Below are 26,370 nucleotides of genomic sequence, written 5' to 3'. Positions count from 1 at the left end.
TCAAGTCCTCCTTTTTTGAGATTTCTTTTTCTTTCCTGCCTGCTGGCGGATTTCTGCGGTTTCTTTGAAAGTCTGGATAAGGGGATTTTCGTGTCTTGTGTCACTCTGGCGCCGCCGATCTTCTGACCAAGGCGGGTATACAGGAAGTTCCCCTTGATAAAACGAAAGCAGGTTGGTGGCCATATCTTCTTTGCGGCGGTGAATATAGCGTTGCACAGTTTGGGTCTCGCAGTTAATGATTGTGGTCCGCAGCATAATTCCGCGCTGCTCAAAAATATACCGCAAGCAGTGAGCCGGATCTTCGGCTTCAATCCATAATGGGAGCGTATCATCAGAGCCTTGGAGTTTTCGCCATCCGCTGTAATCCGTGTAGTGGAAGTGAGGAACATGATTTGCGAGCCGGCGAAGTGCCAAATACAAGCGTTCATATTGGCGGCCAAGCTCTCCTTTCAATCGCCTGGAATAGTAGGTATAGCCGTCAGGGTCAAGCTTTTTAAGCTTCTTGCTATTAAAGAGATATTCCACATTATCCACTCCATTTTCAGAGCGAATTTGGCCTGTTGGTTCTCCTAGTCCGTTGCGCTTAATCCATGCATAAAACCGTTTGCCAGTGGTCTTTGTGTTGACAAAACCACAGTCCTTCGGCCGCAGACCACCCAGATTTGTGGTGAGAGTGTCCCAGAATATCAACTGCCCGAAATTCTCTTGATAAAGTTTGATAGCGAGGTTGCCTTCCGGGTAGGTGGCAACTTTAATGGTTATGGCATAGTCTGTTCCTTTCATTTTGAATGGTATTGGCTGCATTGCTTTCCTCCAAGCAAAACCGGTGGGCTGCAAAAAGCAACCCACCGGTCGTTGTGTTGTAAGACTGACTCCAGAGTGCAGGATAGGGGAGAGCAGCCTCGTCGTCATTGTTGTTTATGCGCTTTTCCCGCTTTGCTGTGAAGCAAGGTAAGAGGCGTACCCATCCGGATCAAGCTCTTGCAGCCGATCTGCTCGGAAACGGTATTCCGGGTACTCGCAGAACCCGCTGCGCTGTAGGATGCCAGTAGGGACTGCCAGCCCGTTGCGGATGATCCAAACAGGAAAGTCGGGGTCCCCGTTGGTGTCAATGAATGCACAGTCTTTCTGACGCTTGCCGTCCAAATTGACAGTCAGAGATGCCCACGGCTCGGGATAGCCGTCCTCCCAGGCCACCATTTGAATTGCAAGATTGCCGCCTACATAAGAGGTAACTGTGAGCTGGATCTGGTGGGTAGAGCCGTACTTCTCATAGGGGAGAAGAGCGGTGGCGTGGTTGGTTTCCACAGATGCGGGATGGCTGTCTTCGTTGCAGCTATCAGGCATTAGTCCCAATTCCCAGCAGATTGTGAGAATGTCTGCCCGGTCTACCCGATAGACAGTTCGTTTTGCATATTTGGGGCGGAAGAGCAATTCGCCGCTTTCAAGGAAAAATCGCCCCTCCTTCCCACCGTAGATATGGCGCCGCCCATCCAGAAGATACTGCATCTTTCGGGCGTCTCTTTCAATTTTTGGGGTGTCATACCAGGTGGAATACTGTACCGCCACATGCAGGTTCGGATGGCTTTTAAATTCCGTATCCAGAAATTCCAGCAGCCGCTCACAAAGCACCCTGCGCTGAGAAACTGTCTGCCGTTCATTGAAGGTCAGCGTAAAATAAGAATAATCTCTGCCAGAGAGTCCACAGCCGTGTGCAGTATTGCTGAAATCGTTGCACCAGAAATAGACTTCCCAACCATCGCTGAGGTAGGGGGCCGGCTCCTCTTCTGTGTAGCCGTAGCAAATGAAATTATGAGCAATGGCAGCCATGATCGGAGCCATAACCGCGTTTCTGTGTTCGGCGGCCTGCCGGAGCTGAACGGTATCCCTGATTCCGGCCGCATGAGCCATTCTGTTTTCTTCCTGCTGCGCTTCCGTATATAAGAACTGCAGGCGCAGAGAATAGATGTCCTCCATTGCATATCCTTTGGCGATCCACTTTGCGTTGGATGGTTTCACATAAGATGTATCATGGTATATGATCATAAAACTGTCCCTCCATAAAAGTGCCCAGCAGATTGCAAGAAAACAATCTGCCGGGCTTTTGACACTTACTCTGAATGAACCAGAAGGGTCTTTTTCTCATAGTCAAAGAGTCAACATTGATGTGCCGTCTTTGTCTTCCCATTTGACGATTTGCCCCTGCTGCTCTTTCAACCGGGCAATATGTTCTTTCCACTCTTTGCGAGCTTTCTCTGCGCGCAGCAGTTCGGCAGTCTGCTGTTCTGGTGTGAGAGCAGAGAAGGCAAACTCACGCTGATCGGACTCCAAATCATAGATGACCCGCCTTGCGATGGACAATGCCAGCTCAGATACGGTGGGGGCGTGTTCCTCAAGAGCCTGCCGGCCGCGGTGGAACAGGTCCATATACGCATGGTACTGTGCTTCGGTGATCAACTCCCAGCCGTAAGCATCCTGGATCTCATTTTCACTGTGGTACTCCATAGCGGCATCGAAATCAGCCTGCCGTGCGGCATTTTCCTTATCTATGCGGCGCTGAAACTTGGTACAAACTCGCTCCAATTCTTTGATCAGAAGAGCACAGGCGTCCGATTCCAACAGATAGCCATGGGCCTCGCTGTTCAGATATTTCTGCTTTTTTGTCATGCGGCTGCCTCGACAGGGCCAGGAACCTCATAGATGACCTCAACGGGAAGCAACGCACCGCAGGAAGTATCCTCCATAGTCTGCCATTCTCCGTTTCGCCAAACCTGTGCGGTAGCGTCGTTATAGACCTCCGGCGCCAGATGATGGTCGCTCATGCATTCTTTGGACACATAAATGCACATATGCTGCAGGTAAAAAACATGGAGGACCTGAAGAATTTCCTCTCTCAGCTGTTTCGCCAAAGCAGCGATCTCATTCATGTCCTGCCGCTCAAAAGCAGCCTCGGAAATCCGCTTCAGACATTGGGAGTCTTTTTCCGCTTCGTTGGCATAGCTCGTTGCCTCATCTCCATACTTTTGTTTGATGCGAATACCCCCGAGAGACACATGGCGGGTGTACGCCGTAGCGGCTTTGCAGATGCTTTCCTTCAACTCCTGATAGGGTTTCTTATACTTGGTTTTCAGCACATCCATAGGCACGACCTCCAGATTGCGGCGGAGTGTGTCCAGATGCTTTTCCAATTCTTCACGAAGAGCCTTTTCCATTTCGTCCATAAAAACATATCCCTCCATTCATTTATCAGTATCAGGCTGTCGGCTGATTTCCGTCAAAAGCGCCGCCGCTACTTCAGACACCGCTTCCCAATAGGCCTCCTGATAAGCAGAACTGCTTCTTAACTGTGCAAGAAGGCGCCGGGGAAAATCCGGAGAGGCCAGCAATCTTTCACGCTGGGATACAGTAAGCTCCTGAAATTCCTCCCAGTCTTCAACTTGCTCTCTAAAGTCCTCGCGCATATTTTGCGCCTGCCAGAGACCAGCCACATTTTCCATAAAGCAGGGGGCCATCGGCAACGAAAAACTTTTCAGCTCAATGGAAAAGTGGTTTTCACAATACTCACCGTCCAGATAGCATTCATAGCTATTTTGCGTCTCTTCCTCCACAAACTGACTCTTTTGGCGCCAACTATCAATGCTGCCGCCGTCCTGTTCCTCCCGGAGATCATCATGGAACTGCCTCTGGGCATCGATCAGACTGGTGAATGGGATCTCATAAGAGCCATATTCTCCGTCGCTGGCCCAGTGGGAAGCCACAATATAAAGTGTCGCTTGGGGATAATCCTGTTTCGGAGCCGGCAAAGGAATCAACATTTCCGGTGACATGATAACAAAATCAAGTCCCAGATCCTCCACACTCTTTGGCTCATGGTAGAGTTCAGAAAAAGTCCGTTCCAGAGCTTTGCGGTCAGCGGAGAGAACAGGCAGGTCAAACCTGCAGTAAATATCCGGCGTGTCGTTTTCAGTTTCTTTGTCGGTTCCGGTGCGGATCTCGAAGATGGTTCCAAAGAGTCCTTCGTATTCGCTCTGATCGTTGGCAAAGACCCGTGCACCGATTTTGAAGCAGATGCCTTCGTGCCAGAGTTCTTCGTTTTCATTTTGGTAGATCGTAGGTCATACCTCCTTCTTTAGAGGGTAGGGGGTATATCCTTGCCCCTGGATTGATTTTGGCTATCCACGCCGGAAGTGGCGGCACCGTTCCTGAACATAAAAATGGGCGGCACCATAGGCGCGGTACGCCTGCATTTTAGAGGACTGCTTGACGGAACCCCTGCCGGGTAGGTTCAGCCGATTCTCAGGCGGTTTACACTTAAAGTTCGTCATCTTCTTCCCAAGGGGAATCTGCATCATTTGTATCAGCCTCCTTCTTTGTCATATGCTCCATGTGCTCCACGCTGGTGTGCTCTGAATCGAAAGGATAAGTACCAGGGACAGATCCTCGCTCCAAAATCGTGAAGCTGTTCCAACGCCCACAGTGTGGGCAAGAAATCTGGCCGCTGCAAGCGCGGTCAATTTGTTCTTGGGTGACTGTGCCGGCTTCGGGGCAGCACGCCATGCGAACAAAAACGATGTCGGCAGTGTTCAGTATTTCTGGCCGATATTTTGCGTTAAAGGGGATAAAACCGATCCATTGAGGATTGTCGAAGATCCGGGAAGCATGAAGCTGGAGCGCCTCCTTCCGCATTTCAGACACAGATGCTGAGACATAGTTGTGCTCATTGCACCATTGGATAAGCGCATTCAGCAGCGGAACCTCATTTTCCCGCTCGATGACAGCCTCCACCAGCTTGCACCAGTCACATTCTTCGATCTCACCTAATTTGGTTTTGACAGCCCGCCAAGGAGTATATTTTTTATCTCGGCCAGCACCGGTGCTGTTACAGCGGAACACTCCATATTGCCAGCGGATATCCTCGAATGTAGCTTCAGAGAGGGTTTTCCCACCGGGCAGTCTATAGTTCTCATACTTCATGGATGTGGTTCCTCAGCTGTTGGATTCATAGATGACGGTAACTCTCCGCTTAAAACCAGGGGAAGTGCCGCACTCCATATCCTGAGAGGAATTGGTTGGCGGTCTATTTCCCGCAACGCTTCATCCATCCAGCACTTTTCACAGATATAAACATGAGCGTATCGGCTCAGCGGGTTCAGAAAAAAGTAATTGCCGGTATATAACTCATTGTGGCCGCACCTTGGGCAGAGAATCTGTTGTTCCGATTTCTGAAGGGGTAAAAGCCGCTCAAGAAACACTTTGATTTTATCTTCGCAAATATTCATGCCGTATTCTCCTTGATTGAGGCATTGGTTCTATTCACACCAGCTTGGCCGACGACGATATAAAGTCAAGCCATGGATAGGGAGGTTCTCTTTGTCATTGGTTACTCGGATAAATCCCTTTTTGTAGGCCACGACCTGGACTTCCTCATTTGTTTCGAGACAGAACACTCGTTGGCCGTTCATTTTTCTGAGTTCCTGCAGAGTGAGAGGAAACTCGTCATCATGCGTGCCTTCAGGCAGCGGAAGACCAGCCAATAGCATCTGAAAGGCAGTCTGAAAACCGGATTCAAACGCTTGTTCAGTAACGGCGCCGTGTTGCTCACCAACAGCGATCTGATAGGCCTCGAACGCTTTTATGGCTGACGGGGATTTCTGCAGGATGTTTCGCAGGGCTGCTTCGGCAGCGGAAACCGACTTGTCCATTTTTTCCTGCTCACTGCTCTGCGTTTTGAACACGCTCGGCTCATAGTCACCGTAGTAGAGGTCGTGCAGAAAACTGGATGTAGGAGCTGCACTCTGCGGCGAACCTGCCTCAAGATGTGCAAGTCCGTCAGCAATTCGTTCCATCGCCTTGATAAGATTGGGCAGCTGGGCCTCAAAAAAGCGGTGACCGTATATCGTTTCGTGGAAATTCAAAGGTTGGCACCTCCTGTCAATGAAAGAACCACCGACGGTACAAAAGATGCGGTGGTTACTGATTGAGACCTCTGATAAGGTCATAGACCATCCATAATAGATACTGAAAATCAGCCAAAACAGTCGTGCTGCATAGCCTTATTGCAGGCCAGAGAGAGGCCTGTCATCAACTGCGGCATAGCCTCCATATACTGGGGTGTAATACCCAAAGCATCCAATGCTTCCTGCACATCGCCGGTGTAACTATACTCGTGATTCTCCAATTCCTGGAGGAACATATCAAATATAAAGCCTTTCCCCGTTTTATCCGAGGAAATGGCATCTTCCAGTTCTTTGCGATGTCGGGCGAGCATTTCATCCAGCTTGGCAGCATCGCTTTTGCGGCAGTAGCCGCCACCGAAAATACTGCACATCTGGCAGGTGTCCGAAAGAGAGAGGCCCAGTGTGCGCATCCCTTCGGCAAACTGTTGTTTGTTGAACGCAAAGAACATAGGGAATGCGTTGATTTCCGCCTGTTGGCGGTTACGCATCTCCTGATATTGATTGGTACTCATGCAACGCTCCTTTCCTCTGCTGTGCTTACGGCCAGTGGTGTCACACGCCATTCTTCCGGGTGACGCTGGTTTCGGCAGATCTTTTGCAAAATTTCATGCTTGCCGCAGACGGCATATTGCATCCATTGATGGCATGGTTGACCGTTGCCGTTCTGTGAAGAGAGATGCTCCAGCACATAAATCACGGGTGCCACCTCACTCTGAAGGAGCCAATTTGCGAAGCTCGTTCAGCAAGCTGCGGTTGTTCTGCTCGTACTGAGGCAGGAATGGCTGATCCAGCTCAAAATGATAGTAGTGATAGAACAATATCTTGAATACAGCTGCTTGGCGCATTTCTTCCGGCATACGGTGCATCAGCCGGCCAATCTCTGGGATGACCAGATATTGTTGCTTCAAAAATTCCTTGTCCTCTTTGGGAAAGTTGTGGTACAGCCAGTCTTTTACCAATACCTTTCCGCCGTTGAAGTGATGCTGCTGATTATCATCAAAGCACAGGCAGTATTCAAAATCCCGTCCACGCTCACCAGGCCCCACCGAGAACGGGTAAAGGCGGCAGGTTCGAGGGCGGGCAGCATAGATGCTGCACTGGTTTTCGCGCAGAAAAATACAAGTGGCATCTGCGCCGACCGTTTTGAGTACATAAATGGGATAACCTTCATCGGTAAGCGGCATGGGTTCGCAGTATCGGAGCAGCACATCGTCCGTGCTGCTGATACCGCAATGCTGGTTACGCAGGTGCTTAGCCATCCGGTAGGCATCCAGGCTCTCAACCATGACGCAATTTTCAATATGACGGCAGCAATGACCGCAGCAACTGCAGTGATATGAAACGAACTCCTTTGCTCGTACCGACACGGCAAGGGTTTTGGATTGCTCTTCCATCGTATTCCTCCATAAAAAAGGCCGCGGCAGACAAAGACGCCTGCCACGGCCGGGACTTATGGGGCGTGGCCCCTTACTTGTTGAATTCTACGCGCACGCGGCCAGGGCCGTATAAGCCGGGAAGACGGCCGCCATCGGGAAAGGGTCCATAGAGAGGTAGTAGTCAGAATTGAGCGTCTCAAAATGGATCATATCCGCCGACTGCTCGTGGATCGCCACGACGGCCGAGGTGCGGTAGGTGGTGCCGTTGGCACGCAGAAAAGCGCAGTTACCCAGAACCAGCGGGCATAAAAGCGTTCCGTGCATCACGATGGATTTCTTCGATTTCGTCATAGTGTTCAACCTCCATTCAGTCGAATTTTACTTGATCTGGTGGCGCGTTTGCCTTATTCGTAGCACATCTCCAAAACCACCAGACGAACCTCTTCCAAAACCTCTTTAATACGCTTCATGGGGATTTTTTCACGACTGGCGATCTCCCGGATGCCATAACCACTGCTTTTCATACGAATAATCTTCATCTGTTGCTGAGAAACACGGCCCGCCAAATCATGAAGCAACAGGCGCATTTCAAGATCCAACATTAGATTATCCTGTGTCGGCATCATTTCTTCCGGCGAAAGACTGTCGGGATGGGGCCCCACATGAATACTGACAATTTCGGCGTTGCGTTTTTGACGAAATTGTCCCTTAAAGTGATTTGATAAGCTACGAGACATGTATTTCCAGGCAATCGTAGCAAAAGAGTAATCCTGCAGCTGTTCTCTCAAAAAAAAGTCCTGCACTGCTTTAAGATAGCCAAAAATGATTACATCATAGAATTCATCTTCAGCCAAACGGTTATCATTCAGAAATTTATAAACCAGGCCGTGATGTTCGGCGGCAAACTCTTGCTGTTCCTTTGTTAACGGTACTTCACACAACATATATATTTCCTCCAGTCTAAAACAAAAAAAGGGATACCCCCGGCGTGAGCCAGAGGTATCCCTTGATGACATGTCATGCGGTTATGCCCGCAGAAAATCCATTATGCCGGCAGCTTTTCGTAGTCGCCGTTGATCGCCCCGACCGCATAGCTCCCATCAGGATTTGCGGCTTCGGTGGCGGATGCGGGGATCTCATACTCGCAGTCGTTGGTGCGCTGCTCTTCGTTGATCAGGGCCCGCTGGATGTTGATGAGTTTGATTTGCTCCTTGAAGCCATTGGCATAGGCACGGATCTGACTCAACTCCTCGCCCTGGAAGTCGCGCACGAGACGGAAGGTGGCAACGCTGTAGTCGTTGCTGCCGTTGTTTTCCTTCTTCAGCGAGATCTGCACCAGGCTGCCGTAGGTGGCACGCCGCCGGTAGACAAAGGCTCTGTTCAGGAACTCTTTGAACGGCTTGATGCTGGTGGGCGGGAGCGAGATCAGCAGAGGCATATACTCGCCGCTGCGCAGCAGGTAGATGTCCCGCATATTCTTGCACGCCTTGCCCCGTCCGCCGTCTCGGGCCGAGCCATACTCGTTCATCGGGCAAGTGGCGCAGGCGCCGCCAGGTTCACCAATTCCCGTCTTGCCGTCCACAGAGGAGCAGAGAGGCTTGGTGTCCTCGTCATACTCACTGCCTTCCGGCCAGAGGGTGCAGGCGGCGTGATTATAGAGAATCACGCCCTCCAGCGTCCGGGCATAGTCCGGATTGTCCGGGTCCTCGGTGGGGATCTCGAACTGCAGCTGGCCGCCGGCGGGAATCTTCACCCGCTGGAAACTCATCATCTGCAGACCGTCGGCATCCTCCGCGATCTCCTCGCTGCTGAAGTCGCCATCTACCATGGCGGGAAGCAGGAAAGCGTTCTGCTCGGGAATGTTCATCATGGAAGTGTTCTGTTCGTACATAGTTCGTTCCTCCTTAGAATTGACTGGTTGGCAGCCACTCAGGCGGCCATCTGATTGATACGGCTCCACTGCCTTGCCGGCATGGAAAGAATGTTGTAGCCGATGCCCTCCAGAGCGGTGGCTCTGTCATAGTCCTCGACATCCTGGCTGTGGCGGGTCACTGCGTTGGACAAGCCATACAGCGTCAGATCGTTTCCTTCAATCAGCCGCTGCAGCACACCGGAGCTTTCTTCTTCCGTGATATGAAAGTCTCTGCTGACCAGCTTGACGACACCAGGAACATCCGCGGTATTCATCCGGGCGTCTTTGGCATCTTTCATCAGGTTGACCACCTGAGTGAAACGCACCTCATCCACCACGGCCCGTACCGTATCCTGAATCTTCATGGCAAACGCCTTATCGTCGGCTTCCAGCGTCTTATCGGAGTACAGCTGATAGTTCTCCGTGGCCTCGTTGACGCGGCCAACATGATTGCGGCGCGTCTGGGCATCGTTGACCACCATGCCATTGCTGCACACCAGACGGTAGACCAGCGGCTGGATATTCACCGAGCCAAGGCCCACCTCGCTGTTGCTGATGATGATGCCTGACTGGACGATATCGCCGGGAGAGACCTCTGCTTGCAGCCGGGTGTTCACCACCTTGATATACATACGGCTTTCGGTGAGCTGGCAGCTTTCAAAGTGCATTCCTTCCATATCCTGCAGGACAGGAAGAACGATGCCGGCAATATCCAGATTGTCGATACGCCGATAGCGGTTACTAAGGAATGCCCGGGCGGTGCCGCCAATAGTGCGGACTAAGCGCACAGCGGGTTCACGCTCGAACCAGGCGTTCACATTTTCCGAAAGCAGCTGGGGATGCTGTGTCAGCATCTTGTCGTAGTAGGCCGCCGGGATCTTCAGATGGGTGCCGATCTGCCTGTGGGCGATGGCATTGATCTCCAGCGGCTCCACAGCCATCTCGCCAGACGGGGTATAGGCATTGAGATATAAGTCCGAGCCAAAAGGCTCCAGACGGAGGCTTCGGGTATCCATCACATAATCGGCCTTCAGTTCGGCCTGACGCTGGATCTCCTTTGCCATCTCAACAAGGCTTATCCCGGATTTCATTGTGTTTCACTCCCTTCTTTGTATGATGGTGCTTACCAGGAGACCTGAATGCCCTGCGCCGTTGTTTCGGCAGAAAGACCATTGCTCTCAAATACTTCCACCAGACGGGGCCAGTAGACCTTCGCCGGAAAGTTGGAGAGGTGTTCCTGCGGCACCAACTCCTCACCCTGCTGAATGCAGATGTCACCGTTTTCACGCAGAGTGAGCTTACTGTGACCACGGGAGTTCAGATCTGCCACCAGTGCCTCCAAAACCGTGCGTCCGCTGTTTTCATACCAGATGCGCGGATCAATGGGCTGCTTGTTGGGCGGAATATTGGCCGGGTCGTCAGCCCCTGCTTCAGTCTTGGACAGAGGTACGATCCGGAGCAGGTCACAGCGGATAGCTGCGTCCTTGCCGAAGGTGATGTCCGCATGGTCAAAATCATCCACGTTGTAAAGGCGGATGCGTCCGGTACCATTGGTGCGGATCAGCTCGGTCGGCTTAGGTTCGCACCACTCAAAGCAGGCGTTTGCATACGAGGAGCGCAGGTAGGTCAGGATGCGGTGATTTGCGTAGCGGAGCAGCAGATCATCTGAAATCGGTTCTTCCAGTTCCGGGACCTGAAATGTGCTCCGGCCAACGCCCTCGGCATGAAGCTGCCGTTCCCGCTGCTGGCGCTGCCGGCGGCGTTTGGCCTGCTGCATATAGGGGAGCAGGAGGATCAGTACGACCCAAAGCCCCCAGAGGGTGAATACCCCAATCAGCAGCCAAGCCTGCCATGGTCCGCGCACCAGAGCCATGATGGCGATAACAGCACCGATCAGAATGGTGATGCTGCCGCTCAAAAGTCCTTTGTCGTTACTCATTTTTGTTGCCGTCCTTCCTTTAGATTTTGCCTGAAAACAAAAAAAGAGGGACCGCACCAAGTTTTTCAGTCCATTCTGAAAACTTGATACGGTCCCTCTGAGGTGCCGGTACTTATCCCGGCAGGGGTTCGCGGTTACCGTCCATCACCTCTGCGGGTGCAGGAACAGTCTCCGCTTGGTCGGAGCCATTCTGATCACTTTCCGGCTTTGCTCTGGAGGTTTGTCCGGGAAGGTAGCCAAAGTCAGTCAGCCATACTTTCAGCTTCTTGACCGTGCTTCCGTCCTTTTGGCGGACATCCACCAGTTTTTGCGATCCGGTGAGCCAGATCATGCTGCCCTTTCTAACCTTGAGCTTCATGAGCCTGGCAACAGCGTCGCCACGGGCCCATACCTGATAAAAGTCCGGCTGGTTACCGCCGTTTCGCTCCATAAGGTCAAAGCAGACATACGGTTGTTTTGTCTGGCCTTCTTTGGGAACAAGATCATGCATGACTCGGCCAAATACATGGATCTGTGCCATAACACTTCCTTTCTTCGCCTTTGGCGTTACTATCTATATATAAAAAGTGCCAGCAGCAATCCGGCCACAAAATGGGCGCGGAGATACCACTGACACTTGCATACAAACTTAACAGCGTGTGCAATGCGGGCTTTTGGCCTGCGGTACAGAACATCGGTCTGTATCCCATACGGGAAGCGCACAAAAATCAATTACAAGGTAAGTGTAACACTATATCTTGTGTCTGTCAAGTGATATAATTCTATATATAGATATTTTCGCGCGGCGACTTACAACATATGGTTCATGTAACGATAGTAGTCATCCAGCAGGTAAAACTTCAATCTTCTGGCATAAGTTTTGCCATAGTGAATTGTCAGACCGTAGATGTTTCCGGTACCATCCACTCCAAGGGGACCCAGCCAGCAGTAGTTTTTGCCCTCGTCAAAGAACCAGAGCTGAATGTCCTGGTATTCTTCCTCGGTTACAAGGCCGGAGGCGGCCAGTCGGCAGCAATCTTCTTCCTGGAGCATTGGGCGGGAAAGAAAGCGGCGATAGAGTTCGTCCGACAGGCACAGGGCCTGCTGGTAGGTCAAAGGATTCGAATGACTTAACCACCAGCGTGTGACATCTTCAAAGGAATGCAGCTTCGGCTTTGGATTAAGCGCACGGAAAGTTTGGAGAAAGGCCTGCACATCTTCCGGTTTTGCCGGCGGCGGGATCGGGATTTCTTGTACTTTATTATCAAAAAATCCAAAAGCAATCTGTTCGCCGGTCTTATCTTCCAGAAGAAGAGAAGTTCGGGAAAGCGGAGATACCAGAAAATGTTCCATGGCAAAATTGGCATCCAGGAATTGCTGGATTTTGTATTGCTCAATGGTGTGTGGCTTATACATTGGCGAAACCTCCTTTTTGATGTTCCGCTTATTAAATAGGGAAGTATTTTCACTTTTCTGCAATGCAGATTAAATTTGAAAAGGCAAGCAAAAACTGCGGCACCATAACGGTTTGGACGGCACCGCAGCTTTTCCCTATTTCGTGGGTTCTTGTTCAAGGTTTTCATCCGCAGAGGAAGTCGTTTCAAGCTCTTCATACCCCAGAAAACTATTGGTAGAAAGGGCTGCGTCCAGGTAGTCATTTCCAACTGCGGGACGGCTCCCCGTCTGGAAATAGAATCGGTAGTGGGAGCCAATCCGAAACCTGGAAGCTTTGCTCAAAAGCAGGGTGGTTTCTGCACCTTGGGCATCTACTAACTGTACCTTGCGATAACGATGCAATGCGGGGGTAGTGACACCGGTACAAACTCCTTCGACTACCTCATACCGGCCACGAGCGGCGGTGCTCCACAGGCTTCCGCTCAGCACCAGCGAAGCGATGAAAATAATTCCGCCCAATGCCAGAAGGATGTGATCTGTGGTTGCGGTAAAAATTACGAGACTGACAGCGAGGCTGGCAAGTCCGGCCAAAGCAGTCAGTAGAATCTTACGCCGCAGCACAAAGGGGAATTGATCCCATTGTTTTTTCATGTGCTGATCCTTTCAAAAATGATTTGCTGGCGCAGATACAGGTTGGCCACGGCCAGCGTGACAGCCTGACTGCTCCGGCTGTTCTTCATCATGCTGGCGATATTCTGGCAGGTGGTCTCGCTGTCACCGTACACCTTTTCCATCAGGACCCGTTCACTGGGGAGAGAGAAGACATCCTGCTCCACACATTTGATGATTTCGGCGGTGGAAAGAAGCGCCTGATGGGCCAGCCTCATTACACGGGATTCATAATCAGTCCGGCGGTCTTTATGGAATAGCTTCATAGCCTGCTTCATCGTTATCCGCCGGCTGAGTACCAGTTTGGCAGCGGACACGCCGCGTACAAATGCGGAGCCATTGGTGGGGATGACCCCAAGAGAGCTGAGCAGGTCGTACAATGCATCGAATTCTGTTTCGCCGCATCCGGATACCAGAAGGCCGCGGATGAGCAAACGGTTGACGCAGGCATCCCAGGGACGGGCAACACATCCGCCCAGGGAGGAGGCCAGCTTGTCACACTGGCAGGAAATATCATCCCATTTGGAGATCCGCCAGTTCAGTGCAGTCCACACGACCATTTCCTGAATATCCACCATGTATCGCTCCCCACCCAGCACAATGACCGGGCAGGAATGTCCGCACCCGTTGGCCTCCCGCTCCAGACGGCCGACCGCAGTATACAGCTTTTTTAATTCCATAGCTTCAAAACCTCCTTTTAAATATCCTTTACTGCTGTATGACCGCGGTTTTCAACAGACTTAAAGCAGACTTGCCAAAAAGCGGGGATCACAGCGCAGCTTGGCCGCAGAGCGAGAGATCCAGGCGCCTACATGGGAAGGAGGCACATGATAGATTTCCGCAATATCTGTGACCCGCATCCCTTGTAGTTTAAGAGCAAGCGCCTCAATACCGAGTCTGGCTACACCGTCATATTCCTGTTTGCTGGCCTCCAGGAGCGACAGTGTTTCTACCAGGGACATACGAGCATCAAAATCATCGGCCTGCGGTTCCAACGCCTCACCGTCTGCCGCCAACTCGCCATGCTCGCCAATGATAAGACGGCTGAAATGGCTCCGGTGATTGCATACCTTTCTACAGTAGGATAAGAGACCGTTTTTTACGACTGTTTTGGCGTAGGTGGAAAATTGTGCCCGCCCGTCATCCTTATAAGTGGTTGCAGCTTTGCAGAGCCAGAGGCATCCCTCTTGAAACAAATCGCTGTACTCCAGGCCGCAAATGGTGGGATTGACATGGATATAGTCACAAATCACCCAATGTACCACAGGCAGATTCTGTGCAACGAGTTCCTGTTGTGCTTTCGTTAGGCTATTCATATTTTCGCCCCCCATCAGGCTGCCGCCTTCATGTCGGCGGGAGGGCCAGACGCCTGTTTGCACAGACGAATCACTTCATCGCACATCCAATCAGAAAATTGTCCGATATGAGCCTGGTGCTCGTTTAAGCCCAATTTGGCCTGTAGCCAGATATAGACCTCCCATTTTTCCATGTTCCGGCTCTGTTGCAGCTGACGAAGCGCCTGGTGCGCCAGAATCCGTTTGTGTCGCAGATCACCATTGGCCAAGACTCCCATGGGCAGGCGCGTCCGATCATGGGCGCTCACATAAGCGTCACAGGCAGGCCAGCGATCACAGAGATAGAGAAATTTTCCCTGAGAGCGCCGGTTGTGCCCATATACAACACTAGCGGGGCGAAGCGAAGCGTTGGCGTGACAATATGGGCATTTAATTTTTTTTGACTTCATCATAAAAATCATCACCTCCAAAAACGCGCCGATGGCGGCGCAATGACGTCTTTTTGGGTATAAATTAGGGAGCGCTGCCACAGGACCACGCAGAGCAAAGCTGGTGAAGTGTGCAGTTAGACGGGTCCGGCGTGTGCCATTCAATGTATTTTGAAAAGGCAGATTCAAAGGAACGGCGCGGCAGGACAGCGCTGCACTCGGCGGGATCAACTTGCTCGCCGGTCAGCTGATGAACCGATTCGGCAGACAGCAGCATGACCTGCCCGCACTCATCCACGGTAAACAGAAAACCAGAGCATGGTTTTTTTCGCTCATGTGGGCAGACCTCACAATCACAGGGGATAAAAATGGCGTTGTGCCAGTTCCCACCGACGGCACGTAGAAAGGAATAAAATTTGCAGGGTGTACTCATCCTGTACCTCCGTTATCCTACATTTGAAAAAATAAAAGCGGGGGCCGGTTGTGTATATCCACAAACCGACCCCCGCATATTGGCACTTAGGCGAACAGGCCCTCGATCTCCTTGGTAATCCGGGGGATGACCGTATCGTTGAAGATGAGGGTCAGAGCCGCCAGGAGCAGCGCACCGAGGACGACAGCGATGATGATCTTCACAGCGTCAGAGATATAAAAATCGCCGCGCTGGTTGGAGAGCGCCGTGCGGGCGCGAAGGACGAGGCAGTTGGCTTTGTTGCAGATGCAGCTGGTAAACTTCTTCATGAAAATACCTCCTGAGAGTGTGATTATTGAATGGTTGGGTGCAGCCTGTCAGGAGCGACGGATCGGCTTGAGCAGGCCGTTTTTGTTGGAACGGGGCTTGTCAGGATATACCTTGGGCTTCTGATGCAGAAGCTGGTGGAACCGGCGGCGAATCCGATTTTCGCCGTCAGGCGGAATAAACTTTTTCTTCGCCATGGAATTCTCCTGTTCAGACGATAAATCAAGGCCGGCCTGCTGACAGGCCGGCCTTGTGGCAAGGTTGATAGCAGCCGGTACGCCGGCTGCTATGGGAACCCGCTGACATACACGGTATCACCTCCTATATGGGTTGGTTCCCGAGCGGGGGAGTTGGTATATAAAGCTCAGACTTGAAGTGTGAGCGGGAACCTGTCAGCCGAAGAAAGCCCCGAGAGAAGCAAGCACCTCCGTACAGAGGACAACCAGATAGATGATCATAATACAGATCAGCATCATCATGGAATAACGCTGGATCTTCTTGGGCCGTTTGGCAGCTTCTTTTTTCAGGTTGTTCTGTTCAATCTGCCGCATATCAAAGCAGATCATCTTGAAGTACATCCGCTGGTCGTCACCGCGTAGTACGCCAATCAGGCCTCGGATCACATCAGACAACATGGGGCTGCCGATGCGGGTCTCAAAGTGAATCAGAGCGTTTTCATAATTGCCGGTTTTCATGTCAGCAATCGTCTGATCCAGCTCCGCACCGAAATCCTTACCTGCAACGCGACGATAGGAGGTGAGGATCTTCAGTACATCACGGTCATTCTCCAGATTCTGCCCAATGGTCAAAGCAAATCGGGGTATCTCACTTTCAATGAGTTTGCGGCGCTTTTTAACATAATCGAAGACGCTGTAATAGGTCGAAAACCACAGCGCCACCGCCAAACCAATCAGGATCGGAACGGCCAGCGGCATAAGCGGCGCCATGAGCAAAGCGCAGAGACCAACGGCGCCCGCCCGGACCCATGCCCGGGCGGTATAGACTTCCGGTGACAGTTCCAAGCCGACAATGTCCAGTGCCCGCTGAAGCTTATTGCGCTTGAGCTTATCCAGTTTCAGATAAGGAGCGAGCAGCCCGGCGATCTTGGTAGTGTAAACATCCAGCAGCTTTTCTGCTTTGATGCCCTGCTGCTTACGGGCCAGCATCATCATCCGGGAGGTCTTCTTAGTGGGAATGTCCACGAAGGCGCAAGACAGGTTATAGGTGGCGAAACCAAAACAGATGATCGCCAAAAGAGCCAGAAGCGTCATGCGCCGTCACCTCCGTATTCAATGGGTTTGCTCAGCTTCATGATCTGGGTCAACGCAAACAGTATGATGGCTGCACAGATCGCCAGAGCGATTTTGCCGGGAGTCGTAAAAATGAGGGTATGGAACCAGTCTTTGTTCAGGAAATAGAGCAGCGGCACATTGGCAATCACCAGGAACATCATTGTGATGGCTTCCCGGCGCGGCCCCTGCATCATGGCCTCCAGTTCAGACTGTACCACACGCACATCACTGAACTTTTGGGCAATGGTGGGCAGCGTGTTTTTCATGGAACGATCAGACTGGCACTGAATCAAGATGTTGCACCACTCGTGAAAGACCCGGTTGGGTATCTTCATCTTGAGGGAGTTGATGGCGCTTGTCAGATTGGCATTGATCAGCTCCGCCTCGTAGACGAAAGCTTCAAAATTGGCCTTTACTGGCTCGTTGATGTAGGGCAGGTTCTCTTTGACAGCCCGGATCAGATCCTCGGTGCGCAGATAAGAGGTGGTGATGATGGAGATGGCAGTCTCCAGTTCCTCATTGAGATGCTTCTTGTAGCTGGCGGCAGTGCTTCGCAGGTACCAAATGGGGGCAAGGGAAAATCCAATGCCCAGAATCGGCACCATATACACATTATTGATGAGTAGCGCCAGTACGGCACCCACCGCAAATAGGATAAGCGACAGCCGTTTGACGGCCTCATAACGGTCAGACCGGCCGGTGCCTTTCAGGATCTGCTTCAGCTCATAATCCTGATTGAAGAATCCCTTGGCAGGTGTGCCCATCAGAACATTGAGTTCATCAGACAATGTGGCCGCTTTGCGCTGGGAGCGGAAGAGAGCGTCAATGAAATCGCCCGGACGCACACCGAACAAAGCCAGGAGGCCCGCGCTGATAAGCGAAAAACATATGATATAGATCCACTGCAATGCTTAATCCACCTCCTTAGGGGGCTGCATGAACTCGGCCAATTCCTTGTTGGAAATACCGTTGTCCAGCAGGCGCTTTTTCAAAGTATCGGAGATCAGGCCGACCTTCCGATGGTGCCCGACCACACGGACATTCCCATCCCTGTCAGTCACATTGTCCTCTACCTCAAACTTATATAGTGTGTGGGAGACGAGCTGACCATCTCGGAAGTCCTCACCCTCCAGGATTTCCATGATTTTGCGGGAGCGATCCTCCAGCTGTTTGGTGAACACCACGATGGGGTAGGCCTCTACCATGATCTCCATGAGCACAGAGTCATCCATACTGTATTTGCGCTTGGCGAGGGTCATCATTCTGCGGTATGTGCTGTTGCAGGAATTGGAGTGAATAGTGGTACAGACCGTGTGGCCGGTTCGGGAGCTCTCTGCCGCAGACAGACTTTCCGCCGCAGACCGCATCTCACCAACGCCGATCACATTGGGATGCTTGCGCAGAACCCGCTCCAAGAGGAAGTCCTGGTTGATGTTCAGAGCCGGATTCTCGCTGGGGCGGGTCAGCAGGTGGATGACAGAATTCAGGATGTTGCCGTTCTCGTCCCGTTTGACCAGATCAAACTCACGGCTACCCTCCTCGATGGTAATGAGGCGCTGATTGTTGGGTACATTGGAGAGCAGCCAGGCCATGATGGTAGTCTTGCCGGAACCCGTGGAACCAGCGATGCACACACTGACACCGTACCGAATACAGGCCATCAGGAAGTGAAGCATCTCAGCTGTGGCGCTGCCGGAATCCAGAAGCTTCTGTTCAGAGACCGTCTGCTGATTGACGATACGGATGGAGGCATTGATACCAACATCCGGGTCCACGATAGGGGTCTTATCCACGGAGATACGGATGTTCTTATCCAGAAACCCCACCACGCTGGGCATCGTATCGTCGATGACCATGCCGCAGGCGTTGAGCATACGCCGCACCACATCAATGGCGTGCTGCGGAGAAGAGAACTTATCCGGGATCTTGATGCTGCGGCCGCCGGCCTCGATCACCTCAATGTCATTGTAGGCATTGATATTGACTTCCTCGATGCCGGGCTTGTAGATCCATTTCTTCAAAAAGGAGTACCCGGCCATATCTTCATAGAGCTGCTCGCAAAGCTGCTCGGTGGTCAGCCCGCTGATAGCATATTTGCGTTTGACGATGTACTGCACCATCAGTTCTTTCAGCAAGGCTGTGGCCCGCTCGGCATTGGCTTCGCCAGCTTCGGCAATGGTGGATGCGTGATTCTCAGCAAAATACCGCTGCACATCCTCCAACACCTGGTCATAGGTCAGCTCCTGATTGGCGGCAGGCGCAAAGAATATGTCGTTGAGGTTATTCATCGGCATCGTCCTCCTCGAACTCTTCCTCATCGTCAGGATCTTCCTCTGCGGCCTGTTCCGCCAACTCCATCTGCTCCAGCGCATCCAGCACCTTGTTGAGCGAAGCGGTGTACTTGGGATTGCAATATTTAATGGCCTGGAACATGCCACCCTCAGTGGCACAACGGTCGATTTCCTTGCCGTAGGGGAGCAAACCATCAAACCCTCCGATGATATACCCCATTTCATCCAGAGCGTGGAACGGCCGGGCCATACCGGCAAAGGTCAGGTGCTGATCGTAGTGAAAACGTCCATCCACCAGCAGCGGCTGATGGGCCTTCAAGTAGTTGATCCCTTTCAAATCAGGGGTGAGCAGTCTGACGACCAGATCACCGGATTCAATGGCCGCCGGTGTGAACACATTGGTCATGTTGGAACTGCAGTCCAAAATGACGAAATCCACCAGTTTGGCTGCCGCATTGACCAGCTGGAGTACCATGGCGTATTTGATTTCCGGGTAACTCAGAGGATTCTCACCAGCGGAATACCCCATCAGGCCAATGAACGGATAGCTTTTCAGAACCGTGACATGGCTTGCCACCAGCGAGGTATCAATCTCTACGCTGCTGAGAACCTGACCCACCGAGGCGTTGGTCTGAATGATCTGATCCGGCAGCCAGACCGGGAGCATGGGAACGCTGATCTCCGCGTTGATGATGATGGCTTTCCGCTTATCTCGGGTCAGGGCTTTTGCAAGAATGGCGGAAAACATACTTTTCCCGCTTCCCGGACTGCCCCAGACAGTAATGACTTTTCCCATCGTTTCCGACCTCCTTCTGTTACTCAGCCGGTTGGCTGGTGTCCGCGGGGGGCGTTTCAGCGCCGCTGTCCGGCGCCTCAGAACCGTCCTCGGCCGTAGGCTCGCTGCCCTCCGTAGTCTCACCATCTTCCGTCAGCGTTTCGGGAAAATAGATCTCCTGCAGAGTTTTGTCCTGCGCTGCCAGAAGTTCCTTGGCCAGCTGATCGTTGTTACGGGAGATCAGGGCCACATGGGCGACGCCGTCGTTTTCCATCTCTGTGATGATCCGGGCCTGCTCAGGTGTCGCCAGAACTGTGATGGTAGCAGATTGCTGCCGCTCTTCGTCCTCCGTGGGTTCCTTGGTGTTGTCCACATTGACACCATCGGAATCGGTAACCGACAGCACTTTAACAAAGCGGAGCTCCGGGACCTCTTCTGCTGTCTCCAGGAAGTGATAGATCCGAATGATGTCGTTGGGCTGGAGCTTGTCGGAGAGGCCGGAGGCCAGCGTCTTAACAGTCATTGAGATAGCTACCTTTCCAGAAGGGATGTCATTGAGTGCCACATCCGAAGAAACCGGAACACTGCTGACCTTGCTGGTAAGGATGTAGTCACCCTCAGCCAGATCCGCGGTTACATACAGGCCCTCCACATCGCTGAGACTGTGCGCAACATTGGAGGGCAGATTGTAGCCGCCAACTTCCACAACCTCGGCATTGTCCGAGGTGATTTTTTCGCCTTTCAGCACCGGCTGCGTGATACGGACGATTTCGGCTTTTCCGTTGGTCTGACGGGCGATGGTGGGGAGGGCAACAAAGGCAATGACTGCTGCCAGGACCAGGGACAAAATGCCGAAGATAAAACGGTTGTTCAATTTCATAAGCATAATCTCCTAATGCAAAAATAGTTCGGCCAATGTCGCCGCAGAGCAGCCGCAGGCCAGAAAAGGTAGAAACGGGATGGACAAAGGGCGCCGATCCCGGTAAATCCGCCGAATCATCAAAATGATGGGCATAGCACATACTGCGGAAACCAGAAAAACGATGGACATACCGGAAGGACCATAGATGAGTCCCAGCACACCGCAGAATTTGATGTCACCGCCGCCCATGCCGGTCCCTCCAGTCACCATGGCAGCAGCCAGAGGAATACTGAATCCAAGCAGAGCGCCTATTAAGGACTTTGCGAATATCGGCCAGAGCCAAAGCGAAGATTGTCCGCAGTCCAGGGCGAACCACGCTTTGATCAGCGGCGCCGCCGCAGCCAGCGGGATAAAAAAGACGAGCGCCCGGTCGGGCACTCGCCGATGAAAGATATCGTAGAAGGCAAAACCGACAATCACCAAAAATGCGGTGAGCAGATATGCCGACCAGATACTATTCTCGATTGGTATACCAGTCATCATAGAGGCTCCCGTTGATCGATACATAATCGTTCAGGTTGATGCTCAGCATCCCATCCGGCGTCCACGTGTCCCAAACCTGAGTAAATACTGTGTAGTTGGTAGAATCCGGGAACCAGATAGGCGTAAAATGCACCGTTCTGTTGTAAGTGGAGAAGTCGTTGGGCTGGAAGGTGAATTTTGCACTTCGACCACTGGACACCCGCTGCAGAAGACGCAGATAGGTTTGGTACTGGAATTCCGGAAACACAGAAAACGCCGTCTGCGGATGGGTAATGTGACTGGTGGGTGCATCGGTGGAGAGCGTTGCGGTCACATCCTGCTTGACGCCATACCCGCTCTTCATGGCCTTGCCGGAGGCAGTCGGTACAATATCATCCGGCATCAAGGACATGACACCGCTGATCGAAGCGGAGTAACCGGTGTATTCATACTCCCAATAGCCTTCATCAACCCAGTGCCCGCCGTCTTCTCCGTGGTCACACCATACCCACACCGGCACCCAGTAACAGCTCCAAACACCCCAGTTGGCGGTCAGCTTCTGTGTTTCGCTGGGAAGGGACGGCAGTGTATAGCTCGGATTGGTATCCGTAGCTACGGGATCAGGCGGGATGTGTTCGTTCAGATCTACGATCTTCGCCACAAAGGTATCCTGAGCGGTATAAGCGCCACTGACGGATACCGTTATAGTGACTGTCTGGGGAGTGGAGGGAGTGTGCCATTTGACCCAGACTTTCTGGCTGTCGCCAGCCGGAATCACGATATTGTTGACCCGGTAGGATGTGCCGAGAATAGAAAAAGTCACCGAGGCGGGGTTATCCGGTGTAAGGTCGGTGTCAGTACGAAGTGTCACGGTCGTGATTACATCGGTATCTACCCGATACTCTACATCAGGGGCCTCAATCTCGCCTTCGGGCGGGATTTCATCAAACCAGACGATGCCAACGCCGAGGGTATTGATGATGTCGGAGTTGTTTTGCGTCCCGGTGGTGCTGCCGCCCCATGCAGAAATGCCCAGGTCACTGAACTCCAGAAACATGCTCAAGGGCAAGTTCTTATGGGTGAGCGAGGTCATAGTCCTTCGCAGTGAACCACCCGCCAGCTGATCGTACAGGCCAGCTTCAGTTGCTGTCATGCAGTAATACTGGCCATTGTGGGTAAAGTAGGCGATGGGCTCGATAAGAAGCTTATATTCGCCGGCAATCATCCGCTCGTAGTCCACACCTGCTGCCTGAGCAACCATCATGCAGGCATATTCTGAGCAGAAGTACCGTTTGATGGCATCAATATTATTCTGCCCGCTGCTGCTGACGATTGTGGGCATAGACTGGGTGGGCTTGATGCAGGTATAGGCCACGCCGGATTGAAGAGAAAGCCCGGTACCGGCCAGATATTGCAGTTTATTGACTTTACCAAAGTGCAGAATGCTGCTGTTCTGCGTACGATTGGAAAAGTCAATCGGAGAAGAGACGGCAGAGCCGCTCGCTGCATCTACCACCGTAATGCGAACGCCGTCATTGCCCGGGTTCCAGAAGTTGGTGCTGGTGCCCTGGCCCATACCACCGCCGCCGCCATCAATGTTGCCGTTCCCGCCGGCAGCAAAAGCAGCGGCAGGAACAAGGCACAGGGTCAGCGCCAGACTGCACAGGAGGGCGAGAAGTCGTTTCAAATGACATCACACTCCAATCATATAAAATTGAAGGGCCGCCACATAGCTGTGACGGCCCTGGAGATCCGTGTTTAGTTGTGGGGCAATCAGCCCATGTTTCCGACTTGCTTGTTCAGGTCACCATCGCTGCCGCCGGTGGACTGCTGCACATCGCCGGGCACCACCCACCCAAAGACGGGATCGTAGACGGCACCACTGCCATTGCTGGAGCCGGGGGCCGGCTCATTACTGGAAGTGGATTCTTCTGCCGGCGGCGCCGTGACTTGAGGTACAGACGGGTCGGGGTTGACATCGTGATCTTTGCCGGGGTCTGCAATCTCTGTCTTGCCTTCCGGAGCAGGGGGCGGAGTTTCCTCCGGCTTGTCCGTATCAGTGAAGTCGATCACCACTTCACTTTCCGTTTCGGAGGTTACCTTGGGGTATTCCTCCTCAGAGCTGGGAGACTGCCCAGGGGAATACGCATCTGCTCCGCCGGAATCATCCCCGTTTTGGGCGCCGCCGTCCGACCAATCGCTGGTGGTGCTGCTGGGAGGCGATTCATCCGGCTTAAAATTCTCCGTTCGATCCCGGCTTACGAACCAGCAGACGCCCAGGATCGCAGCACAGAGAACGGCCAGGACCGAAATGATAAAGCCCTTGGATTGGAAAAACTTTTTCATGTGTGTCCACACTCCTTTTTTACTGTTATATAAAGCATATACTGCGGAACTGACTGATGTTTCAACAGCGCCGCTAAAATTTGGTGTTATGGTAGCCAGTCAACTCTACCCGCTGTGTGATGGTAGGGTAGTTGTGCCCAAACATCCGCACATAGAACTCTACATCACAATAGAAGATATACTCGACTCGGTCGCCCACCACATTGAACTCCAGGCTGATGTCGGATACCTGGTAGTCGTCCGTGGAGAGCGGGATTTTGGAGGCCAGTCCGCCGGCCACCGTGGACTCCAGCATTTCCGTGTAGTCACTGCTGGAATAGAGGGTGCGCAGGTACTCTTCAAAGTTAGTTTCCCGTTGGGAGCGGTAAGTGTCCGCATAAATGGTGGCGCTCAGATTATTCAGCTCCATTTTAGCGCCGTTTCGGATGTTGATGCAAGTGATCCGCACCGAGGTATACAACAGAAGAAAGGAAATGAGCATCACTACGCCGACCACAAAAAAGCAGGCGAAGAAAGTGATCTCACCCCGCTCGTTGCGGAGTGGCCGTCGCAGCCACCGCATAAAATGCTTCATAGGCCACCTCACTTCCAATAGTGTTCGCTGACGCCGGAGCCGCGGGCCACCACAGTGATGTTGACCAGATCCAGATTCCAGAAGCCACCCAGCTTTGCTTCGCCCTCAATGGTGATATAGAAAGGTGTCCCGAGCTGAATGGCTCTGGACATTCCGGCCGGTGTGGGCGACTTGTATGTGGCATCGATGGAGTAGGTTATGTTTTCCGCTCCCTCGATCTCCGAGCACAGAAATTCAAAGAGAGAATCCGTCTCGCTGTTGATGCCACCGGACAGCTGGATCTGCTTTACCATCTGATCGGCTGCGTGATCCAACTCCTGTTTCGTGGAGATGATACCGAACAGATCGATGATAAATGCCAGCAGGACAACGGCGATAAAGATGAAGAACACCGTGGAGAAATAGTTGGCCTCACCTCGCTCGCTCTTCATTGTCCTGCGGGCTTTCTGCAGGAAAGTATGAATGTGAACCACCACCTTTTCTGACAAATGAAAGCAGCCGCCCCCTGCCGGAGCGGCTGCTTTACAAAGTATTGACTGTACCAAGTATAGCAGATATAGATTTACGGCGAAAGGGCAGGACTGCGCCAATGTAGGGGCAAGATTGTGCCAATTCAAACGCTGTTTAGGTTTGCTAGGGAAAATATCCTTGGGGTATGCTCTGTTGCGTCGGTCTAACTTAAAAAATATAAATTTTTCTTTGTAAGAAAAGCCCCCTTTTTTGCGTTGTAAGTGTGAGCAGATAACAGTACTTTTCTTCCGTTGCAGAAAGGAGGTGTTTCTTTGAAAAAAAGCATTATTTCGTTTTTGTTAATCTCTATGCTCGCATTTACAATCATGGCTCCAAGTGTATTTGCAGCAGACGTTGATACTTATGTAATATCGGGTCGACCTTCCCTAAGAATTGAAGGGACAACGGCATACTGTGCTGGAAAGTATAGTAGTGGAAACAAAAATGATTATATTGAGATAGTGATCACATTAAAACAGGGAGAAAGGGAAATTAAGTCCTGGAGCGCCTCAGGGAGAGGAACTGCTACAGTTTCAAAGACTTATACTGTGCAAGCAAAGAAATCATATCAGTTAGTTTTATCTGCGAAGGTTAATGGCAAAGAAAAACCAAGCGTAACAGTAACGGCAACAGGTAAGTAATCAGCAGAAACGAACTCGCACACATGCGAATCTCAAGAGAGAACTCAGCTTGAGAGGGTAATCGTTATCTGAGGAGCCGTCTGTTTACTAACATGGTTTAACTTTGTAAGGATAGGAGGGGAAAGTATGTAAAAAAAGGTGTAAAAGTAATTTCCAAACAATAAGGAGGTCATATCTATGAAGAAAATTTTATCTGCAATTTTGACGTTGGCAGTAGTGCTCAGTGTATCCACTGTAGCATTTGCGGCCAATAACTGCGACGCTACGACAATGGACAACACTCCGGTTGAAGAGGGAGAAACCGCATTTTGGGGGCCGGAAATCACTTACGATTGTCCGGCACCTTTGTCGGAAGAGGTTCCGGAAGGAGAGAGTCTGCTTATTTCCGCTGAGGAGATCAAAACCATGAGCGAAAGTGAATTAGCTAACGCTCTGCATGAGAAAGCCCCTCAACTGACAGAAGAAGAAATTTCCCAGATTGTAAGCTACTACACCAGTGAGGATTTTGAAGCTGGGATTGCTCCCGTGTATGGCCTTTATGACCACCCAGAGTGGTATATCAAGCCTTACATTAAAAGCACAAGGAGAATGGTACAGTATGCGACCCAGTGGATCGGCATCGATGCATATAGATCTTCTGTGGGAATGACTAAGGGCAGATCGGAGACCAAGAGTATCACATTTTCTTTGGGATATACGGGAAGTGCAGAAATTAAAAAGGTAAAAAATGAGCTAAAAGCAAGTTTCAGCGTAACCGTCAAAGGAACAGGCGGATAGACTTGCATGAGATAATAGTGCTGGAACGAAGCGGAACGTTCCAGCACTATTTTGTACAGGGGGGCTTTCAGTGACATCTATGGAATTGAAA

General features: G+C 51.8%; 37 protein-coding genes. 2 read left to right on the top strand and 35 right to left on the bottom strand.

Annotated features, from left to right (window positions below):
- The 35 genes from ACEVJL_RS14730 to ACEVJL_RS14560 all read right to left on the bottom strand — a co-directional run bounded on the left by ACEVJL_RS14730 (position 1) and on the right by ACEVJL_RS14560 (position 24,782).
- A complete protein-coding gene (locus tag ACEVJL_RS14730; RefSeq protein ID WP_374738257.1) occupies positions 1 to 837 on the bottom strand; it encodes a DUF4313 domain-containing protein in 837 nt (278 codons plus the stop codon).
- An 81-nt stretch (positions 838 to 918) separates the two neighbouring features.
- A complete protein-coding gene (locus tag ACEVJL_RS14725) occupies positions 919 to 1,977 on the bottom strand; it encodes a DUF4313 domain-containing protein (RefSeq protein ID WP_374738256.1) in 1,059 nt (352 codons plus the stop codon).
- Positions 1,978 to 2,148: 171 nt separating this feature from the next.
- Positions 2,149 to 2,667 carry a hypothetical protein gene (locus ACEVJL_RS14720; protein ID WP_007712869.1) on the bottom strand — a complete coding sequence of 173 codons (519 nt, stop codon included), beginning with the start codon at positions 2,665 to 2,667 and terminating at the stop codon, positions 2,149 to 2,151.
- A complete protein-coding gene (locus tag ACEVJL_RS14715) occupies positions 2,664 to 3,221 on the bottom strand; it encodes a decarboxylase (RefSeq protein ID WP_245185342.1) in 558 nt (185 codons plus the stop codon). Before ACEVJL_RS14715 ends, ACEVJL_RS14720 begins: the two co-directional genes overlap by 4 nt.
- Positions 3,222 to 3,239: 18 nt before the next feature.
- Positions 3,240 to 3,857 (bottom strand): hypothetical protein, encoded by a 618-nt coding sequence (locus ACEVJL_RS14710; protein WP_245185343.1) that lies wholly within the window; start codon positions 3,855 to 3,857, stop codon positions 3,240 to 3,242.
- Positions 3,858 to 4,311: 454 nt separating this feature from the next.
- Positions 4,312 to 4,974, bottom strand: coding sequence for a hypothetical protein (locus ACEVJL_RS14705; RefSeq protein WP_130868815.1), 663 nt, complete (start codon positions 4,972 to 4,974; stop codon positions 4,312 to 4,314).
- Positions 4,971 to 5,279, bottom strand: a complete 309-nt coding sequence (locus tag ACEVJL_RS14700; protein ID WP_209346708.1) for a hypothetical protein — start codon at positions 5,277 to 5,279, stop codon at positions 4,971 to 4,973. The genes ACEVJL_RS14705 and ACEVJL_RS14700 overlap by 4 nt, the downstream gene beginning before the upstream one ends.
- A 30-nt stretch (positions 5,280 to 5,309) precedes the next feature.
- Complete coding sequence (locus ACEVJL_RS14695; protein ID WP_245185344.1) at positions 5,310 to 5,915, bottom strand: DUF6809 family protein; 606 nt, start codon at positions 5,913 to 5,915, stop codon at positions 5,310 to 5,312.
- A 110-nt stretch (positions 5,916 to 6,025) separates the two neighbouring features.
- Positions 6,026 to 6,469 (bottom strand): DUF7659 family protein, encoded by a 444-nt coding sequence (locus ACEVJL_RS14690; protein WP_186906134.1) that lies wholly within the window; start codon positions 6,467 to 6,469, stop codon positions 6,026 to 6,028.
- Positions 6,466 to 6,654, bottom strand: coding sequence for a hypothetical protein (locus ACEVJL_RS14685; protein WP_130868811.1), 189 nt, complete (start codon positions 6,652 to 6,654; stop codon positions 6,466 to 6,468). Before ACEVJL_RS14685 ends, ACEVJL_RS14690 begins: the two co-directional genes overlap by 4 nt.
- A 10-nt stretch (positions 6,655 to 6,664) precedes the next feature.
- On the bottom strand, positions 6,665 to 7,351 hold the full coding sequence (locus ACEVJL_RS14680) for a YkgJ family cysteine cluster protein (RefSeq protein ID WP_087259520.1): 687 nt from the start codon (positions 7,349 to 7,351) through the stop codon (positions 6,665 to 6,667).
- 87 nt (positions 7,352 to 7,438) lie between these two features.
- Positions 7,439 to 7,684 carry a hypothetical protein gene (locus tag ACEVJL_RS14675; RefSeq protein ID WP_209346710.1) on the bottom strand — a complete coding sequence of 82 codons (246 nt, stop codon included), beginning with the start codon at positions 7,682 to 7,684 and terminating at the stop codon, positions 7,439 to 7,441.
- 53 nt (positions 7,685 to 7,737) lie between these two features.
- On the bottom strand, positions 7,738 to 8,277 hold the full coding sequence (locus tag ACEVJL_RS14670) for an ECF-type sigma factor (RefSeq protein ID WP_209346711.1): 540 nt from the start codon (positions 8,275 to 8,277) through the stop codon (positions 7,738 to 7,740).
- Positions 8,278 to 8,378: 101 nt separating this feature from the next.
- Positions 8,379 to 9,224 carry a hypothetical protein gene (locus ACEVJL_RS14665; protein ID WP_209346712.1) on the bottom strand — a complete coding sequence of 282 codons (846 nt, stop codon included), beginning with the start codon at positions 9,222 to 9,224 and terminating at the stop codon, positions 8,379 to 8,381.
- Positions 9,225 to 9,262: 38 nt separating this feature from the next.
- Positions 9,263 to 10,336: a DUF932 domain-containing protein gene (locus ACEVJL_RS14660; protein ID WP_130868809.1), complete on the bottom strand. Its 1,074-nt coding sequence runs from the start codon at positions 10,334 to 10,336 to the stop codon at positions 9,263 to 9,265.
- Positions 10,337 to 10,368: 32 nt separating this feature from the next.
- Positions 10,369 to 11,184 carry a hypothetical protein gene (locus ACEVJL_RS14655; RefSeq protein ID WP_209346714.1) on the bottom strand — a complete coding sequence of 272 codons (816 nt, stop codon included), beginning with the start codon at positions 11,182 to 11,184 and terminating at the stop codon, positions 10,369 to 10,371.
- Between the two features lie 112 nt (positions 11,185 to 11,296).
- Positions 11,297 to 11,704: a single-stranded DNA-binding protein gene (locus ACEVJL_RS14650; protein ID WP_209346715.1), complete on the bottom strand. Its 408-nt coding sequence runs from the start codon at positions 11,702 to 11,704 to the stop codon at positions 11,297 to 11,299.
- A 269-nt stretch (positions 11,705 to 11,973) separates the two neighbouring features.
- A complete protein-coding gene (locus ACEVJL_RS14645) occupies positions 11,974 to 12,579 on the bottom strand; it encodes a hypothetical protein (RefSeq protein ID WP_209346716.1) in 606 nt (201 codons plus the stop codon).
- A gap of 135 nt (positions 12,580 to 12,714) precedes the next feature.
- Positions 12,715 to 13,209, bottom strand: coding sequence for a hypothetical protein (locus ACEVJL_RS14640; RefSeq protein ID WP_209346717.1), 495 nt, complete (start codon positions 13,207 to 13,209; stop codon positions 12,715 to 12,717).
- Positions 13,206 to 13,907, bottom strand: a complete 702-nt coding sequence (locus ACEVJL_RS14635; RefSeq protein ID WP_209346718.1) for a hypothetical protein — start codon at positions 13,905 to 13,907, stop codon at positions 13,206 to 13,208. Before ACEVJL_RS14635 ends, ACEVJL_RS14640 begins: the two co-directional genes overlap by 4 nt.
- A 60-nt stretch (positions 13,908 to 13,967) precedes the next feature.
- Complete coding sequence (locus ACEVJL_RS14630) at positions 13,968 to 14,558, bottom strand: sigma-70 family RNA polymerase sigma factor (protein ID WP_353845852.1); 591 nt, start codon at positions 14,556 to 14,558, stop codon at positions 13,968 to 13,970.
- Positions 14,558 to 14,974 (bottom strand): zinc-finger-containing protein, encoded by a 417-nt coding sequence (locus ACEVJL_RS14625; RefSeq protein WP_374738255.1) that lies wholly within the window; start codon positions 14,972 to 14,974, stop codon positions 14,558 to 14,560. The genes ACEVJL_RS14630 and ACEVJL_RS14625 overlap by 1 nt, the downstream gene beginning before the upstream one ends.
- A 61-nt stretch (positions 14,975 to 15,035) precedes the next feature.
- Positions 15,036 to 15,383, bottom strand: coding sequence for a hypothetical protein (locus ACEVJL_RS14620; RefSeq protein ID WP_374738254.1), 348 nt, complete (start codon positions 15,381 to 15,383; stop codon positions 15,036 to 15,038).
- A gap of 86 nt (positions 15,384 to 15,469) precedes the next feature.
- Entirely contained in the window at positions 15,470 to 15,691 is a 222-nt protein-coding gene (locus tag ACEVJL_RS14615) for a DUF6133 family protein (protein WP_130868802.1), read from the bottom strand.
- Positions 15,692 to 15,739: 48 nt separating this feature from the next.
- A complete protein-coding gene (locus ACEVJL_RS14610; protein ID WP_164488728.1) occupies positions 15,740 to 15,886 on the bottom strand; it encodes a hypothetical protein in 147 nt (48 codons plus the stop codon).
- A 195-nt stretch (positions 15,887 to 16,081) separates the two neighbouring features.
- Positions 16,082 to 16,960, bottom strand: a complete 879-nt coding sequence (locus tag ACEVJL_RS14605) for a hypothetical protein (protein WP_209346721.1) — start codon at positions 16,958 to 16,960, stop codon at positions 16,082 to 16,084.
- Positions 16,957 to 17,889 carry a type II secretion system F family protein gene (locus tag ACEVJL_RS14600; protein WP_087259510.1) on the bottom strand — a complete coding sequence of 311 codons (933 nt, stop codon included), beginning with the start codon at positions 17,887 to 17,889 and terminating at the stop codon, positions 16,957 to 16,959. The genes ACEVJL_RS14605 and ACEVJL_RS14600 overlap by 4 nt, the downstream gene beginning before the upstream one ends.
- A gap of 3 nt (positions 17,890 to 17,892) precedes the next feature.
- A complete protein-coding gene (locus ACEVJL_RS14595; RefSeq protein ID WP_040411864.1) occupies positions 17,893 to 19,269 on the bottom strand; it encodes a CpaF/VirB11 family protein in 1,377 nt (458 codons plus the stop codon).
- Complete coding sequence (locus ACEVJL_RS14590) at positions 19,262 to 20,068, bottom strand: CpaE/TadZ family protein (protein WP_209346722.1); 807 nt, start codon at positions 20,066 to 20,068, stop codon at positions 19,262 to 19,264. The genes ACEVJL_RS14595 and ACEVJL_RS14590 overlap by 8 nt, the downstream gene beginning before the upstream one ends.
- 19 nt (positions 20,069 to 20,087) lie before the next feature.
- The gene (gene cpaB / locus ACEVJL_RS14585; RefSeq protein ID WP_209346723.1) at positions 20,088 to 20,927 is read right to left on the bottom strand and encodes a Flp pilus assembly protein CpaB; all 840 of its coding nucleotides are present in this window, start codon (positions 20,925 to 20,927) and stop codon (positions 20,088 to 20,090) included.
- 12 nt (positions 20,928 to 20,939) lie between these two features.
- A complete protein-coding gene (locus tag ACEVJL_RS14580) occupies positions 20,940 to 21,452 on the bottom strand; it encodes a prepilin peptidase (protein WP_209346724.1) in 513 nt (170 codons plus the stop codon).
- On the bottom strand, positions 21,424 to 23,118 hold the full coding sequence (locus ACEVJL_RS14575; protein WP_209346725.1) for a DUF8193 domain-containing protein: 1,695 nt from the start codon (positions 23,116 to 23,118) through the stop codon (positions 21,424 to 21,426). Before ACEVJL_RS14575 ends, ACEVJL_RS14580 begins: the two co-directional genes overlap by 29 nt.
- A gap of 86 nt (positions 23,119 to 23,204) precedes the next feature.
- Positions 23,205 to 23,777 carry a DUF6550 family protein gene (locus ACEVJL_RS14570; RefSeq protein ID WP_209346726.1) on the bottom strand — a complete coding sequence of 191 codons (573 nt, stop codon included), beginning with the start codon at positions 23,775 to 23,777 and terminating at the stop codon, positions 23,205 to 23,207.
- A gap of 73 nt (positions 23,778 to 23,850) precedes the next feature.
- Positions 23,851 to 24,351 (bottom strand): hypothetical protein, encoded by a 501-nt coding sequence (locus ACEVJL_RS14565; RefSeq protein WP_209346727.1) that lies wholly within the window; start codon positions 24,349 to 24,351, stop codon positions 23,851 to 23,853.
- Between the two features lie 8 nt (positions 24,352 to 24,359).
- Positions 24,360 to 24,782, bottom strand: a complete 423-nt coding sequence (locus ACEVJL_RS14560) for a DUF4320 family protein (RefSeq protein WP_007712733.1) — start codon at positions 24,780 to 24,782, stop codon at positions 24,360 to 24,362.
- Between the two features lie 351 nt (positions 24,783 to 25,133).
- Between ACEVJL_RS14560 and ACEVJL_RS14555 the strand changes: the two genes are divergently transcribed.
- Both ACEVJL_RS14555 and ACEVJL_RS14550 read left to right on the top strand, forming a co-directional pair.
- Entirely contained in the window at positions 25,134 to 25,502 is a 369-nt protein-coding gene (locus ACEVJL_RS14555) for a hypothetical protein (protein ID WP_209346728.1), read from the top strand.
- 177 nt (positions 25,503 to 25,679) lie between these two features.
- Positions 25,680 to 26,279, top strand: a complete 600-nt coding sequence (locus tag ACEVJL_RS14550) for a hypothetical protein (RefSeq protein WP_374738253.1) — start codon at positions 25,680 to 25,682, stop codon at positions 26,277 to 26,279.
- The last annotated feature ends 91 nt before the right edge of the window (positions 26,280 to 26,370 follow it).

The organism is Flintibacter porci (assembly GCF_041925195.1).
Lineage (GTDB): Bacteria > Bacillota > Clostridia > Oscillospirales > Oscillospiraceae > Lawsonibacter > Lawsonibacter porci.
Note: the sequence above shows the minus strand (reverse complement) of the source record. Positions and strands in the feature narration are given on the sequence as shown.